Origin of the sequence: Pseudoduganella albidiflava (assembly GCF_004322755.1) — a bacterium.
GTDB lineage: Bacteria > Pseudomonadota > Gammaproteobacteria > Burkholderiales > Burkholderiaceae_D > Rugamonas > Rugamonas albidiflava.
Window position 1 is genome coordinate 5,563,764 of sequence record NZ_CP036401.1, and the last position, 14,615, is coordinate 5,578,378.

Sequence of the window (14,615 nt, forward strand, 5' to 3'; positions counted from 1 at the left end):
GGCGGCTACAGCAAACGGAAGGCGGCGATCGCCACCGCCGTCGGCGGCAGCGCGGCCAGCAGCAGGTGCAGCGCCGATACCGTCTCCAGCGCGAAGTGCCCTTTCAGGATCGACATGCCGGCCGGGTTCGGCGCATTGGCGATCACGGTCAGGCCGCCACCCGCCACCGCGCCCGTCACCAGCGCGTACTTGAATTCGTCGCTCAAGCCTTCCACCAGCGAACCCAGGTAAGTCAGCGCGGCATTGTCGGTGACCGCTGTCAGCGCCGTCGCGCCATAGAACACGGCATCGCTGCTCATGCTCATCAGCACCGGCTGCAGCCACCACTGCTGCTGTCCGCCCAGCACCACCAGGCCGGCCAGGAAGAATGCCACCAGCAAGCCCTCGCGCAGGATCAGCCGGTCCTGGAAGCGCTCGTAGGAATGTGCCACGCCCAGGAAGAACAGGAACAGGCCCATGAACACGGCCGGATGGTGCGCGAACAGCACCACGCCGGCCAGGAATGCCAGGTGCGCCAGCACGAGTGGCAGCGGCACGGCGGTATCCTTCCCGGCCGTGGCGGCGGGGCGCAGCGCGGCCAGTTCGCGGGCGAACAGCGCCGTGACGCCGGCCGCGTTGACAACCACCGCCAGCGCCGCCTTCCAGCCGATGTGCGACAGCATGAACGGCAAGTCCCAGCCCCACTTGGCGGCCACCATCAGCACCGGCGGCGCGGCATACGGGGTCAGCGTGCCGCCGATCGACACGTTGACGAACAGGACGCCCAGCGTGGCGTACTTCAGCCGTTCCGAGATGCCGCTGGCGAAGATGCGCTCGGAGAGGATGAGCGCGGCCAGCGTCATCGCGGCCGGTTCCGTGATGAACGAGCCCAGCAGCGGCACGCCGGCCAGCACGATGAAACAGGTCACCACGCCATCCGGCAGCGGTATGGCGCGGGCCAGCAATGCCACGGCCGATTTCATCGTTTGCAGGATCGGCCGCGTGGCGGCGATCACCATGATCACGAACACGAACATGGGCTCGGTGAAGTTGCGGCTGTCCACGTAGGCTACCGCGTCGCCCGTGCCGCCCGTGATGGCGATGAACGCCACCAGCACCATGGCCCAGAAGCCGAACACCACCTCGACCTCGCCCAGCAGGTGCCAGATGCCGGCATGCGCGGGAAAGCGTTGCGCGAGGCGCTCGAACACCTGGGCGGAAAAGGTATGCAGGATGGCGACGGCAAACAGTACCGCGCCGGCACTTTCGATGATGCTGGGCGTCATGCGCTCCTCCAGGCTATGCAGACAGGAATTGTAAGTCAGCAATAGTGAAAGGGCATATATCAATGCATGCGCGTGCGAAGTTTGACGCGGATCAAACTTCCGTAGTTGGCCCGGGATGACCATCGTTCCTCGGGGTGCGGAACTGCCAAGTGCCCTGCAACGCACGTGTCGATACCGAGGAGATAGCCATGGACCAGAAAGTGATCGTGCCGGGACTGGAAGCCGTGCTGGCGACCCGCCCTGAATTGCCGGTGGGATTCGTGCCGACCCCGTCCGCCCCCTACCGGACCCACCGCAAGGTGGCCAAGCTGACCGAGCAGCCGGGCTACCCGCGGCTGAGGTCAGCGCCCGGCGTGCCGCAACCGGTACCGGCGACCTCGGCCGGCGCACGCGTGCTGATGTGGAAGCAGGACCCTTCCGTCAGCGACGTGGGCACCCGCAAGGCCTTCCTGCACGGCGTGATCCTGGAAGGTCCGCGCGATGCCCGCATCACGTCCGGCCAGCCCGGCATCGCGCCGGTCAGCCCGAACGCGTTCGGCGATTTCATCGTGCCGCCGGACACCGAACAGTTCGATGCCGTGCACACCTTCACGGTGGTGCGCCAGACGCTGACGATGTACCAGCGCGTGCTGGCGGCGGACGACAGCGGCGCCCTGCTGCCGTGGGCCTGGAACAGCGGCAACAACACGGCGCCGCTGCAGGTTTTTCCACACGGCTTGCCGGATGTGATGAACGCCTACTACAGCCGCACCGAACGGGCCCTGAAATTCGGCCATTTCATTCCCAGCGGCGCGCCGGAGCGCATGTTCACCTGCCGCTCGTTCGACATTGTTGCCCATGAAACGGCCCACGCCGTGCTCGACGGGCTGAAGCCGAAGTGGATCCTGTCTTCCGCGCCGCCGCAAACGGGCGGCCTGCACGAATCGTTCGGCGACCTGACCGCGATCTTCCTGGCGCTGTCGCAGATGGACCAGGTGGAAGCCGTCATCGCGCAGACCAGGGCCGACCTGCACGACAAGACCTTCCTGGCCGACATGGCCGAACAGTTCGGCCTGGCGCTGGGCCGCAGCAATGGCTTGCGCAACGCCGACAACGACCTGACGCTGGCGGAAACGAGCAACCAGGTGCACGCGATCTCGCAGGTGTTCACCGGGGCCGTCTACGATATCCTGGCCGACATTTTTTCGTACGAACGCCAGCCTGGGCTGGAAGACGACGCCGCCGTGCTGCACCGGGTGGGCGGCTACCTGTGCAGCCTGACGCTGCGCGCGCTGGTGGCCGCGCCGGACGCGGGCGCCACCTATGCGGACGTGGCGAACCACATGCTGCGCCTGGCCGAGGCGGACGGCAAGCCGGTCGAGTACCGCAACTTCATCCGCAACCGCTTCACGCTGCGCGAAGTGGTCGTGTCCGACACGCCGCTGTCGGACGACGTGCCGCCCCATGCGACACTGGCGGCCGCGATCGTCGACCAGCCGCAGGCGATGCAGGACCGCCGCGCCTGCTGCGGTACCATGAACAATGCGCAGTATTTCGACCTGGAAGACGTGCTGGAAGCGGAGCGGCAGGCGCTGGCGCGCTGGTGCCAGGGGTATGCCGCGCGGCACCAGCACAAGGATGCCGCCGCGGCATCCGCCGGTAGCGGCGAGCGGGCCGTGAACAAGTAGCCTGCTTGCCGGTCGATGGCGCCGATCGCCGGTCGTTGGCGGCCGGACACCGGCGCTGGCCGCCGCGGCGGACCGGCCGGTTCTGTTCGGCCAGCGGCTGGTTCGTACTGCCGGTTCGTACTTCAACGGCTGGTTCGTACTGCCGGTTCGTACTGCCGGTTCGTACTGCCGGTTCGTACTTCAACGGCTGGTCCGCACCTCACCTGTTCACCGGAGAACCCCATGAAAATCAGCGCTACCAGCAGCGGCGGCTTCGCCGGCATCACCCGCCAGCATGAAGTCGATACGGCCACCAGTCCGGCCGGCCAGGCACTGGAAGCCGAGCTGGCTTCCCGCGCTTTCTTCGCCAACCCGCGCGGCGCGGCCGAGGAACCGGTCGGCGCCGACATTCCCCGCTGGACCATCACGGTCGATGCGGACGGCGAGCGCCACAGCGTGAGTTTCGCCGAGGATGGCAACCCGGCGAACGCGCGCTGGCGCGAATTACTGGACCGTATCCTGGCGGCCTGACGCCTTTTTCACGGCGGCATCCACGCGGCTGGCGACCCGCTGGCGCCCCGCACCGGCAACGGCGCGCGGCGCATTTGCTTATATGTATTGTGTCTAAGCCTGAATTGTGAGAAAGGGAGAATTGCCCTAAAATACAGTGCTTTGCTGAAGTTGGGATTGTGTTATCGACCGCTTCGCACCAACATTGATAGGACTGCTATGACCCACGTTGTCACCGAATCTTGCATCGCCTGCCGGTATACGGACTGCGTCGATGTTTGCCCGGTAGATTGTTTCCGCGAAGGCCCGAATTTCCTGGCAATTGACCCCGACGAATGCATCGACTGCGCCGTGTGCGTGGCGGAATGCCCGGTCAACGCCATTTTCGCGGAAGAAGATGTGCCGTCCGACCAGCAGCAATACATCAAGCTCAATGCGGACCTGTCCCGCAACTGGCCTTCGATCACGAAGACCAAGGCAGCCCTGCCGGAAGCCGAGCAGTTCAAGGACGTCAAGGAAAAACTCCACCTGCTGGCCCGCTAACGGCAGTTTCCCGGCAGTCGCGCCGCGCGCCCACGCCCGCGCTTATTGGCTTTGTCATTGACTCTGTAATTGATTCTTTCATTGTCATGCGCGCCTGCCGCCATTGAATACACAGGATAGAAATCGTCATGAATATCGTCAGCACCCCTCCAGGTGGCTTCCATGAAACGGATGCCGTCATCATCGGCGCCGGTCCCGTCGGCCTGTTCCAGGTCTTCGAACTGGGCCTGCTGGAAATCAAGGCCCACGTGATCGACTCGCTGGCCGCCGTCGGTGGCCAGTGCGTGGAACTGTATCCGGACAAGCCGATCTACGATATTCCCGCGATTCCTTCCTGCACCGGCCAGGAATTGACCGATGGCTTGCTCAAGCAGATCGAGCCGTTCGGCGCCACCTTCCACCTGGGCCAGGAAGTCACCGTCGTGCACAAGCGTGAAGACGGCCGCTTCGACGTCGAAACCAGCCTGGGCACCAAGTTCATCACCAAGACCATCTTCATCGCCGCCGGCGTCGGTTCGTTCCAGCCGCGCACGATGAAGACCGAAGGCCTCGAAGCGTTCGAAGGTTCGCAGGTGTTCTACCGCGTCAAGGATCCGTCGCAATTCGAAGGCAAGAACCTGGTCATCTGCGGCGGCGGAGACTCCGCGCTGGACTGGGCGCTGAACTTCGTCGGCAAGGCCGAGTCCGTGGTGCTGCTGCACCGCCGCGAGGATTTCCGCGCCGCGCCCGCTTCCGTGGCAAAGATGAAGCAGCTGTGCGAAGACTATGAAATGCAGCTGATCATCGGCCAGGTGTCCGGCATCGAGCAAAAGGACGGCAAGCTGTCCGAACTGCGCGTCACGGGCGCCGACGGCGTGACCCGCCGCGTGCCGCTGGACATGCTGCTGGTGTTCTACGGCCTGTCGCCAAAGCTGGGCCCGATCGCCGAGTGGGGCCTGGACATCGAGCGCAAGCAGCTGAAGGTGACTTCCACGGAGAAATTCGAAACGAACGTGCCGGGCATTTTCGCCGTGGGCGACATCAACACGTATCCGGGCAAGAAGAAACTGATCCTGTCGGGCTTCCACGAAGCCGCGCTGGCCGCCTTCGGCGCCGCGCCGTATATCTTCCCGGACAAGAAAATCCACATGCAGTACACCACGACGTCGCCAAAACTCCACAAAGTGCTGGGTGTCGAATCGCCAGTCTTCGACTGATCCCGGGGTGCAACCATGAGTCTGACCAAGTGTTCAGACCTGTCCTACAAAAAAGCAGCGGAAACGCTGCTTTTTTTGTTTCAGCGGCACTATTATCGTAGGAACTACAGGCATCTTTGGCTAATTTGTTGCTTTTGTACACCTTTCTCGCAACACCTTGAAAATGCTTTACGTTAATAAGAAACGGCCTATAATGGGCTTATGATTTCCGCGCTGCATCTTATTTCAGCAGCGCATTATGACCCGGGAACACCTATGCTTTACCAACTCCATGAGATGCAACGGACCTTCCTGAACCCGCTGATGCAGTGGGCCGAAGCGTCCTCGAAACTGTTCAGCAACCCGGTGTCGCCACTGGCGCACACGCCGTTCGCGCAGCGTATCGCTGCCGGCTATGAACTGCTGTACCGCCTGGGCAAGGATTACGAAAAGCCGCCATTCGGCATCGATACCACCACCGTCGACGGCAAGCCTGTCTCGATCATCGAGCACGCCGCCGTCACCAAGCCATTCTGCCGCCTGCTGCACTTCCGCAAGGATACGCGGGAGGCACTGAAGCAGCCGACCGTACTGCTGGTCGCGCCGCTGTCCGGCCACCATTCCACGCTGCTGCGCGACACCGTGCGCGGCCTGCTGCCGGAACACGATGTGTTCATCACCGACTGGACCGACGCGCGCATGGTGCCGCTGAGCGAAGGCCCGTTCCACCTCGACGACTACATCTACTACGTGCAGGACTTCATCCGCCACCTGGGGCCGGACGTGCACGTGATTTCCGTGTGCCAGCCGACGGTGCCGGTACTGGCCGCGATCTCGCTGATGGCGTCCAACAACGATCCGAAGCTGCCGAAGACGATGACGATGATGGGCGGCCCGATCGACCCGCGCAAGTCGCCGACCGCCGTCAACAACCTGGCCACCGAGAAGCCGTTCTCGTGGTTCGAGAACACGGTGATCTATCCGGTGCCGCCGAACTATCCGGGCTTCGGCCGCAAGGTCTACCCGGGCTTCCTGCAGCATGCCGGCTTCATCGCGATGAACCCGGGCCGCCATGCGCAATCGCACCGCGAGTTCTACATGCAACTGGTGCGCGGCGACGATGAATCGGCGGAAAGCCACCGCAAGTTCTACGACGAATACAACGCCGTGCTCGACATGCCGGCCGAGTATTACCTCGACACCATCAAGACCGTGTTCCAGGAACACCGCCTGCCGAACGGCACGTGGGAAGTGGGTGGCCAGCTGGTGCGCCCGCAGGACATCAAGAACGTGGCGCTGCTGACCGTCGAAGGCGAGCTGGACGACATTTCCGGCGCCGGCCAGACGCAGGCTGCCCACGAACTGTGCAGCGGCATCCCGGCCGGCATGCAGGAAGACTTCGTGGTGCCGCAGGCCGGCCACTACGGCATCTTCTCCGGCCGCCGCTGGCGCGAACTGGTGTGCCCGAAGATCACCTCGTTCATCCGGCAGCACGCCTGATCCGTCTCCTCGAAGACCGGCCGCCCTACGGGGCGGCTTTTTTTTGCTCCGGCGACTTCCGCGCACGCTGGCGGCTGCCTGGCGACAGGCATGATTTCCGGGGAAAAGTTTCAAAAAAATGGTGACAGTCACCAATGCCGTTAAGTTACGCGTTACGCGACACATTGAAAGTGCATGCATTCACCCCAACAGCGAAGGACTGGGGTCAGACCCGGCGGGTCTGACCCCGGAATTTGCACTTGGGGTGGCCTGTCTCAAAAAAATGGTGACAGTCACCATTTTCTGCTTCTGCTGGTGCGGCTCCAGGCACAAGTCCCGGGGGAATGTTTCCAAAAAAACGGTGACAGTGAACTGAACCCTAAAAGTTGGACACCAACTTTTGGGGTTTTTCATGGCGAAATACAGTGTGCAGTTCAAGCAAGAGGTGGTCGATCGATATCGGGCCGGCCCGTTAGGATGCGTTCGTCTGGGCAACGAGATGGGCGTGGATCCTAGCCTGGTCTATTTGTGGGTCAGGCTATACGACGCTCATGGCGTGGGGGGCCTGGAGAAGAAGCAACATAGGCACAGCGCTGAGGGCAAGCTGTCGATATTGCAGCACATGTGGAAACATGAGTTGTCATGTTTCGAGACGGCCGTGATTTTCAACGTGCGCCACACCGGCAGCATCGGCCAGTGGGAGCGCTGCTATCATAGCGGCGGTATAGATGCGCTCAGTCCCCGACCGCGCCAGAGACCGAAGAAAATGCCCACATCCCAGCCGCCCGCGCCGCAAACGCCTCTCGATGAAGAGGCCAAGACCCTTGAAGAGCTTCTCAAAGAAGTGAACTACTTGCGGATGGAGAACGCCTACCTAAAAAAGCTGGATGCCTTGGTTCAGGAAGAGAAGCAGCAGCGTGCGATAGCGCGCAAAAAGCGAAAGTAATCACTGAACTGAGGCAGCGTTTCCCTTTGGATGGCTTGCTGGAAGTAGCAGGCCTGGCGCGCAGCACTTACTACTATCAGCAGCAAGTGGCCAAGCTAGGCGATCGTGACGAGGCCTTAAAAAATCGTGTTCAGGGCGTCTTCGACGGCAACCACGGGCGCTATGGCTATCGCCGTGTGGCCGCTGAGATCCGCAAGGACGGGCATAAGGTTAACCACAAACGTGTACAGCGTTTGATGAGCGAGCTCGGCTTGAAATCGCTGGTGCGGCCGAAGAAGTATCGTTCTTACAAAGGCGAAGTGGGCGAAGCTGCAGATAACCTCTTGGACCGCGATTTTGAAGCTGCGGCCATGCACGAGAAGTGGGTAACTGATGTCACGGAGTTCAATGTCGCTGGCAAAAAACTGTATCTCTCGCCGGTGATGGATCTGTGCAACGGCGAGATCATCGCCTTCGAGACGAACACCCGGCCAGTGCTGAGCTTGGTTACCAACATGGTTAAAAAAGCCCTGCGAAAGCTCGGCAAAGACGACAAGCCAATCCTTCACTCAGACCAGGGATGGCACTATCGGAAGCCCGCTTACCGGAAGGCGCTGGAGGATAAAAATGTCGTGCAGAGCATGTCTCGCAAAGGAAATTGCCTCGATAACGCTGCCATGGAGAGCTTCTTCGCCGTACTCAAGACTGAGTACTTCCATCTGCAGAAATTTGCCAGTATCGAGGAGCTGAAGAAAGGCCTGGTGAAGTACATCCGCTACTACAATCACAAGCGCATCAAGCTTAGGTTGAACGGGCTGAGTCCTGTGCAGTACAGAACTCAGCTCCAAGTAGCATAGCTAACAAACCGTCCAACTTCCTGGGGTCACTTCACAGTCACCATTTTTTTAATGGTGACTGTCACCGTTTTTTTGCTTGCGCCGCTTTGCCTCCGCGTCAGTCCCCCGCCACGCCCACCTCGCCGATCCTGCGCCAGTAGTCCTTTTCCACCTGGCCGAAATCGACCGTCTTCGCCGCGTCGTTGAAGGCCCGCTGCTGCACCAGCCCCGCCTGCGTGCGCTTGAAGCACACATGCACCGGCCGCTCCCTGAACAGGCGCTCGTTGAGGGCGATGCGGCCCCGCTCTGCCGCGGGGAAGCGCGTGGTCAGCAGGTGGCGCAGCACGCGCCGCTCGATCAGGATGGCCGGATAGCGCCGCGCCAGCAGCTTGCGCAAATTGGTCTCGTCGTTGACGCCCTCTTCCACGTCGAGCAGGCCCTGGCGGACCAGCGCATCGAACTGTTCGCCATTGGCAAACCCGCCCACGGTGCCGATGCGCGTGCCGCGCAGGTCGGCCAACTGGGCGGCGCGCACGGGCTTGTCCCTCAGGTAGGCCAGCACCGTCAGGGTATTGCCGACCGGGCTGGAGAAATGGCACAGCCTTTCCCGTTCCGGCGTGCGCCAGACAGCAAGGAAGCCGGCATAGCGGCTGTCGTTCAAGCCCAGGTCCATCGCGCGCTTCCACGGGAAGTAATCGATCCGGGCCGTGTAGCCGAGGCGGTCGAGGGTGGCGCGCAGGATCGCGCCGGACAGGCCGTCGTCGGGCAAGGCATCGCTGACGAACGGCGGCCATTCCTCGGCGGCGAAGCGGATGGTCTGGGGCGTTTGCGCCGCGGCCGAAGTGAACACGGCGGCAGCCGCGCCGCCGAGCACGCAATGCAGCATGCGGCCCGGCGCGGCGGACCGTGCAGAGGCCAGCACGGCGGCCAGCATCCGGGCCGCGGTGTGAGCCAGCGCTCGGCGCACGCTCATGCGCGGATCGTTTTCATGACGGGCGGTGTTGCTTGTTCCATGTTCGCATGCTCCCACAAGGCGGCGGCAAAGCCAAGCGGAGCCTGCGCGCACGTCCCGGCCCGCTGCACGATGCGGCGCGAATGAAGGATAATGCGTCTTTGCTGTTGTTAGCGCATCCTGGCTGCCATCGTGACCCAACCGACTTCCCTTGCCGACCGTATCGAAGACGTCTTGCCGCAGACGCAGTGCACGAAATGCGGCTATGCCGGCTGCCGGCCGTACGCGGAAGCGATCGCGGCGGGCGAGGCGCGCATCAACCAGTGCCCGCCGGGCGGCGCCGAAGGCGTCGTGCGGCTGTCGGCCGTTACCGGGCTTCCCGTCATCCCGCTCAATCTCGAGAACGGGCTGGAACGGCCGCGTGCCGTCGCCTTCATCGACGAAGCCCTGTGCATCGGCTGCACGCTGTGCATCCAGGCATGCCCGGTCGACGCGATCATGGGCGCGGCCAAGCAGATGCACACGATCATCCCCGAACTGTGCACGGGTTGCGACCTGTGCGTGAAGCCGTGCCCGGTCGACTGCATCGTGATGTACCCGGTGACCGAGGCCACCGGCTGGGATGCCTGGTCGCAGTCCGCCGCGGACGCCGCGCGCGACCGCCACGATTTCCGCATCGCCCGCCTGAAGCGCGAGCGCGAGGAAAACGATGCGCGGCTGGCTGCCAAGGCCCAGGCCAAGATGGCGGCGGTCGACAACCTGGCCCCAGAAAACGCCGCCGAACTGGCCGAGAAAGAGCGCAAGCGGGCCATCATCGCCGCCGCGATGGAACGCGCCCGCCTGAAGGCCGAAGCGGCCAGGGCCGCCGCGGCGCAGGAAAACAAACCGGAACAATGAACGCAGCCAAACGCCACGAAATCTTTCGCCGCCTGCGCGAAGCCACCCCCCACCCCACCACCGAGCTCGAATACACGACCCCGTTCGAACTGCTGATCGCCGTGCTGCTGTCGGCGCAGGCGACGGACGTGGGCGTCAACAAGGCGACCCGCAAGCTGTACCCGGTGGCGAACACGCCGCAGGCGATCCTCGACCTGGGCCTCGACGGACTGGTGCCGTACATCCAGACCATCGGCCTGTTCAACACCAAGGCCAAGAACGTGATGGCCACCTGCAAGATCCTCGTCGAGCAGCATGGCGGCGAGGTGCCGCGCGACCGCGAGGCGCTGGAGGCGCTGCCCGGCGTGGGCCGCAAGACCGCCAACGTGGTGCTGAACACCGCGTTCGGCGAGCCGACGATCGCCGTCGACACGCACATCTTCCGGGTAGCGAACCGCACCAATCTCGCGCCGGGCAAGACAGTGGACATCGTCGAGCAGAAGCTGCTGAAGTTCGTGCCGAAGGAATTTTTGCAGGATGCCCACCACTGGCTGATCCTGCATGGCCGCTACACGTGCGTGGCGCGCAAGCCGCAGTGCTGGAATTGCATGATCGTGGATCTGTGCGAGTACAAGCCGAAGACGGCGGCACCGGCGGTGGTTTGATTTTGAGGGGAATGGCGGAGTGCCGTACCGTCCCGTCAGTCGTTGGCAGTGGAGCACTGGGGTCTGTCCCCGACAGTCGTTGCCTTGAACGTAACCGCGAGCGTTGATCAAGGGGACTGACCCCGGTTTTTGCCAGTGTTGCGATGACGCCGGCAAACACCGGGGTCAGTCCCCTCGATAGAAGCCGCGTACAAAGCTTTCGGCCAACGACTGGCGGGGACAGACCCCAGCGGCTCGACCGTCAGCGACTGGCGGGGCGGTACGGCGCTCCGGCAGACCCCTTGGCCGCGGGCCAGCGAAGTCCGACACCAGCGCTCATCCCTACAGCAGCACCAGATTATCCCGATGAATCAGCTCCCGACCTTCGAGGAAGCCGAGGATGCTCTCGATCTCCGCCGACGGCTTGCGCAGGATGCGCCGTGCTTCGCCGCTCGTGTAGTTGGTGATGCCGCGGGCGATGGGAACACCCTTTTCGCTGATGCAGGTGATGACGGCGCCGCGCCCGAATTCGCCGCGCACTTCCAGCACGCCGATCGGCAGCAGCGACTTGCCTTCGCGTGACAGCTTCTCGACGGCGCCGGCATCGATGACGACCTGGCCCAGCGTGTGCAGGTGATCGGCCATCCACTGCTTGCGCGCGGTGAGGTGGCCGGTCTGCGCCTGCAGTTCGGTGCCGATCGCCTCGCCGGAAGCCAGGCGCGTCAGCACGCCTTCCTCGCGGCCGAAGGCGATCACCGTGTGCGCGCCGGACTTGGCGGCGCGTTTCGCGGCGAGGATCTTGGTCAGCATGCCGCCGCGGCCCAGGCTCGACCCGGCGCCGCCGGCCATCGCTTCCAGCTGCGCATCGCCGGCGATGCCGTTGGTGATCAGGAAGGCTGCCGGGTCCTTGCGCGGGTCCGCCGAGAACAGGCCGCGCTGGTCGGTCAGGATGATCAGCACATCGGCCTCGATCAGGTTGGCGACCAGCGCGCCCAGCGTGTCGTTGTCGCCGAACTTGATCTCGTCGGTGACGACCGTGTCGTTCTCGTTGATGATCGGCACCACGCCCAGCGACAGCAGGGTGGTCAGCGTGGAGCGCGCGTTCAGGTAGCGTTCGCGGTCGGCCAGGTCGGCATGTGTCAGCAGCACCTGCGCGGTGCCGATGCCATGCGCGCGGAAGCTCGTTTCATAGATTTGCGCGAGGCCCATCTGGCCCACGGCGGCGCAGGCCTGCAACTCGTGGACATCGGTGGGGCGGTGCTCGAAGCCCAGGCGCAGCATGCCTTCGGCGATCGCGCCGGAGCTGACCAGCACGACCTGCTTGCCCAGCGCGCGCAGCGCGGAAATCTGCGCGGCCCAACGGGCGATGGCGGCCTGGTCGAGGCCACGGCCATCGTTGGTGACGAGCGACGAACCGACCTTGACGATGATGCGGCCGGCTTTCTGGACGACGGATTGTGTGGTGCGCGAATTCATTGGGCGGCAAATCTCTTGTTGGAAGTGGACTGCATGTCGCCGGGCCGGTCGCCCCGCTTTGCCGCTGACGCCGCGCGCTTCGCGGATCGCGAACCGTGCAGGTAACAGGTAAAGAGAATTTTAACCGGTAACGTCCTTCTTTACCGAAGGAGATAAGGAAAAGGCCCGTTAAACGGGCCTCTTGTTCATGTCACCGGTGTTCAATCGAGAACCTTGAAGCGGGGATCGTCCGGATCGATCGAGGAGATGCCGCGTGCTTCTTCCGTCATCTGGGTTTCCTCGGCACGCTGCTCGCCGTGGCGCTTCTGTTCCAGGTACTGGTAGATCGCCGTCACGAGTTCCTGCGTGCCTTCGCGCGACAGTGCCGAGATCTCGAACACGGGGCCCTTGAAGCCGAACTTCTTGACGAAGTCCTTCACGCGCTTGGCGCGCTCCGCTTCCGGCACCACGTCGAGCTTGTTCAGCACCAGCCAGCGCGGCTTGTCGACCAGCGCCTCGTCGTACTTTTCCAGTTCCTTGACGAGGGCCTTGGCTTCCTTCACCGGGTCCACGGTCGCCTCGAACGGCGCCAGGTCGACGATGTGCAGCAGCAGGCCCGTGCGCGACAGGTGGCGCAGGAACTGGTGGCCCAGGCCGGCGCCTTCGGCGGCGCCTTCGATCAGGCCGGGAATGTCGGCGATCACGAACGATTTTTCATGCGACACACGCACCACGCCCAGGTTCGGGTGCAGCGTGGTGAACGGGTAGTCGGCGATCTTCGGGCGCGCGTTCGACACGGCCGTGATGAAGGTCGACTTGCCGGCGTTCGGCATGCCCAGCAGGCCCACGTCCGCCAGCACCTTCAGTTCCAGGCGCAGGTCGCGGCGTTCGCCTTCCTTGCCTTCCGTCTTCTGGCGCGGCGCGCGATTGGTCGACGTCTTGAAGTGGATATTGCCCCAGCCGCCCTCGCCGCCCTTGGCGAGCAGTTCGACCTGGCCGTGTTCGGTCATGTCGGCGAGGATCTCGCCGGTCACGTTGTCGATGATCAGCGTGCCGACCGGCATGCGCAGCATGATGTCGTCCGCGCCCTTGCCATAGCAGTCGGAGCCGCGGCCCGCTTCGCCGTTCGACGCGCGGTGCATCTTGGAATAGCGGTAGTCGACGAGCGTGTTGATGTTACGGTCGGCCACGGCCCAGATGGAACCGCCCTTGCCGCCGTCGCCGCCATCGGGACCGCCGAACGGACGGAATTTCTCGCGCCGGAAAGAGGCGCAGCCGTTGCCGCCGTCGCCAGCGATGACTTCGATACGTGCTTCGTCGATGAACTTCATGATTACCGCCTTGACTAAGCGCCCGAAAACAGGCGCCTGGAAATAAAAAAGGCTCCACCGATGGCAGAGCCTTTCGATAACAAAGGCTTGCGCCTTACATCACCGTTTGGGCTGGATTACTGAGCAGCCGGAACGACGGTGACGAACTTGTTGCTGCCAGCGCCCTTGGTCACGAACTTGACCACGCCGTCGACCAGTGCGAACAGGGTGTGGTCCTTGCCGGTGCCCACGCCTTCGCCGGCGCGAACCGGGGTGCCACGCTGGCGGATGATGATGCCGCCGGCATTGATCGTTTGACCGCCGTAAACCTTAACGCCCAGGCGCTTTGATTCGGAATCGCGGCCGTTGCGGGTAGTACCGCCACCTTTTTTGTGTGCCATTTATTGCTCCTTGATTGACTAATTCAGATAACAGCGATTAGCCGTTGATCGAAACGATTTGGATTTCGGTGTAGTTCTGGCGATGGCCCTGGTGCTTCTGGTAGTGCTTACGACGGCGCATCTTGAAGATCTTGACCTTGTCGTGACGACCTTGGGAAACCACTTTCACCAGAACCTTTGCACCTTCAACCAGCGGAGCACCAAACTTGATGCTGTCGCCCGCGCCAACGGCGAGCACTTGATCGATGGTGAGTTCGGAACCAATGTCAGCAGGTATCTGTTCTACTTTGAGTTTTTCGCCAGCGACAACTTTGTATTGCTTGCCACCGGTTTTTATGACCGCGTACATGATTGAAACCTCATCAAATGTTAAGAAAATTCCCTCCCTCGACGACCCGCTGCGGTACTGCAAACAGCTGGGCGGAGGCCAGAGAACCAACGATTATACATGCAAGGCAAATTGACGTCAAAAACTTATTCACAAAGCTCCGTGCTCGTGGTATGTCGGCAACGGCAAGCGTGCATGTCGTATAATCGCGGCACTTCAAACCCGACCGCAGCAGGCTCGCCTTGTCCACCCAACCCACCAGCCAGAACC

The 14,615-nt window shown here is 62.9% G+C and carries 14 protein-coding genes; 8 read left to right on the top strand and 6 right to left on the bottom strand.

Annotated features, from left to right (window positions below; all coding sequences use genetic code 11):
* Positions 1-5: 5 nt before the first annotated feature.
* Positions 6-1,265, bottom strand: a complete 1,260-nt coding sequence (locus EYF70_RS23030) for a putative Na+/H+ antiporter (protein WP_131147478.1) — start codon at positions 1,263-1,265, stop codon at positions 6-8.
* A 188-nt stretch (positions 1,266-1,453) separates the two neighbouring features.
* Between EYF70_RS23030 and EYF70_RS23035 the strand changes: the two genes are divergently transcribed.
* From EYF70_RS23035 to EYF70_RS23060, 6 genes are all read left to right on the top strand, one after another.
* On the top strand, positions 1,454-2,932 hold the full coding sequence (locus EYF70_RS23035; protein ID WP_229420521.1) for a gluzincin family metallopeptidase: 1,479 nt from the start codon (positions 1,454-1,456) through the stop codon (positions 2,930-2,932).
* A gap of 222 nt (positions 2,933-3,154) precedes the next feature.
* Positions 3,155-3,442, top strand: coding sequence for a protealysin inhibitor emfourin (locus EYF70_RS23040; RefSeq protein WP_131147479.1), 288 nt, complete (start codon positions 3,155-3,157; stop codon positions 3,440-3,442).
* A gap of 198 nt (positions 3,443-3,640) precedes the next feature.
* Positions 3,641-3,964: a ferredoxin FdxA gene (gene fdxA / locus EYF70_RS23045; protein WP_131147480.1), complete on the top strand. Its 324-nt coding sequence runs from the start codon at positions 3,641-3,643 to the stop codon at positions 3,962-3,964.
* A gap of 128 nt (positions 3,965-4,092) precedes the next feature.
* Entirely contained in the window at positions 4,093-5,160 is a 1,068-nt protein-coding gene (locus EYF70_RS23050) for an NAD(P)/FAD-dependent oxidoreductase (RefSeq protein ID WP_131147481.1), read from the top strand.
* 255 nt (positions 5,161-5,415) lie between these two features.
* Positions 5,416-6,639 carry a polyhydroxyalkanoate depolymerase gene (locus tag EYF70_RS23055; RefSeq protein ID WP_131147482.1) on the top strand — a complete coding sequence of 408 codons (1,224 nt, stop codon included), beginning with the start codon at positions 5,416-5,418 and terminating at the stop codon, positions 6,637-6,639.
* A 391-nt stretch (positions 6,640-7,030) separates the two neighbouring features.
* Positions 7,031-8,400 (top strand): IS3 family transposase gene (locus EYF70_RS23060; protein WP_131144256.1). Its coding sequence is split into 2 segments (ribosomal slippage): positions 7,031-7,502 and positions 7,502-8,400, totalling 1,371 coding nucleotides; the frame shifts between segments, so codons are not numbered across the junction.
* Between the two features lie 97 nt (positions 8,401-8,497).
* Here the strand turns inward: EYF70_RS23060 and EYF70_RS23065 are convergent.
* Positions 8,498-9,352, bottom strand: coding sequence for a substrate-binding periplasmic protein (locus tag EYF70_RS23065; protein WP_229420522.1), 855 nt, complete (start codon positions 9,350-9,352; stop codon positions 8,498-8,500).
* 171 nt (positions 9,353-9,523) lie between these two features.
* Here EYF70_RS23065 and rsxB point away from each other — a divergent pair, with 171 nt between their 5' ends.
* Positions 9,524-10,228, top strand: a complete 705-nt coding sequence (rsxB, locus tag EYF70_RS23070; protein ID WP_131147483.1) for an electron transport complex subunit RsxB — start codon at positions 9,524-9,526, stop codon at positions 10,226-10,228.
* Entirely contained in the window at positions 10,225-10,872 is a 648-nt protein-coding gene (nth, locus tag EYF70_RS23075) for an endonuclease III (protein WP_131147484.1), read from the top strand. Before rsxB ends, nth begins: the two co-directional genes overlap by 4 nt.
* A 321-nt stretch (positions 10,873-11,193) precedes the next feature.
* Here nth and proB read toward each other — a convergent pair whose 3' ends face one another.
* The 4 genes from proB to rplU all read right to left on the bottom strand — a co-directional run bounded on the left by proB (position 11,194) and on the right by rplU (position 14,366).
* Positions 11,194-12,327, bottom strand: coding sequence for a glutamate 5-kinase (gene proB / locus EYF70_RS23080; RefSeq protein WP_131147485.1), 1,134 nt, complete (start codon positions 12,325-12,327; stop codon positions 11,194-11,196).
* A 200-nt stretch (positions 12,328-12,527) separates the two neighbouring features.
* Positions 12,528-13,637 (bottom strand): GTPase ObgE, encoded by a 1,110-nt coding sequence (gene obgE, locus EYF70_RS23085; RefSeq protein WP_131147486.1) that lies wholly within the window; start codon positions 13,635-13,637, stop codon positions 12,528-12,530.
* A gap of 116 nt (positions 13,638-13,753) precedes the next feature.
* A complete protein-coding gene (rpmA, locus tag EYF70_RS23090) occupies positions 13,754-14,017 on the bottom strand; it encodes a 50S ribosomal protein L27 (RefSeq protein WP_130185981.1) in 264 nt (87 codons plus the stop codon).
* Between the two features lie 37 nt (positions 14,018-14,054).
* Positions 14,055-14,366, bottom strand: coding sequence for a 50S ribosomal protein L21 (gene rplU / locus EYF70_RS23095; RefSeq protein ID WP_107144413.1), 312 nt, complete (start codon positions 14,364-14,366; stop codon positions 14,055-14,057).
* Positions 14,367-14,615: the final 249 nt, after the last annotated feature.

Bases quoted from the DNA above. Each gene is read 5' to 3' on its own strand.
- EYF70_RS23030 (WP_131147478.1), bottom strand. From the start codon at position 1,265: ATGACGCCCAGCATCATCGAAAGTGCCGGCGCGGTACTGTTTGCCGTC.
- EYF70_RS23035 (WP_229420521.1), top strand. From the start codon at position 1,454: ATGGACCAGAAAGTGATCGTGCCGGGACTGGAAGCCGTGCTGGCGACC.
- EYF70_RS23040 (WP_131147479.1), top strand. From the start codon at position 3,155: ATGAAAATCAGCGCTACCAGCAGCGGCGGCTTCGCCGGCATCACCCGC.
- fdxA (WP_131147480.1), top strand. From the start codon at position 3,641: ATGACCCACGTTGTCACCGAATCTTGCATCGCCTGCCGGTATACGGAC.
- EYF70_RS23050 (WP_131147481.1), top strand. From the start codon at position 4,093: ATGAATATCGTCAGCACCCCTCCAGGTGGCTTCCATGAAACGGATGCC.
- EYF70_RS23055 (WP_131147482.1), top strand. From the start codon at position 5,416: ATGCTTTACCAACTCCATGAGATGCAACGGACCTTCCTGAACCCGCTG.
- EYF70_RS23065 (WP_229420522.1), bottom strand. From the start codon at position 9,352: ATGAGCGTGCGCCGAGCGCTGGCTCACACCGCGGCCCGGATGCTGGCC.
- nth (WP_131147484.1), top strand. From the start codon at position 10,225: ATGAACGCAGCCAAACGCCACGAAATCTTTCGCCGCCTGCGCGAAGCC.
- proB (WP_131147485.1), bottom strand. From the start codon at position 12,327: ATGAATTCGCGCACCACACAATCCGTCGTCCAGAAAGCCGGCCGCATC.
- obgE (WP_131147486.1), bottom strand. From the start codon at position 13,637: ATGAAGTTCATCGACGAAGCACGTATCGAAGTCATCGCTGGCGACGGC.
- rpmA (WP_130185981.1), bottom strand. From the start codon at position 14,017: ATGGCACACAAAAAAGGTGGCGGTACTACCCGCAACGGCCGCGATTCC.
- rplU (WP_107144413.1), bottom strand. From the start codon at position 14,366: ATGTACGCGGTCATAAAAACCGGTGGCAAGCAATACAAAGTTGTCGCT.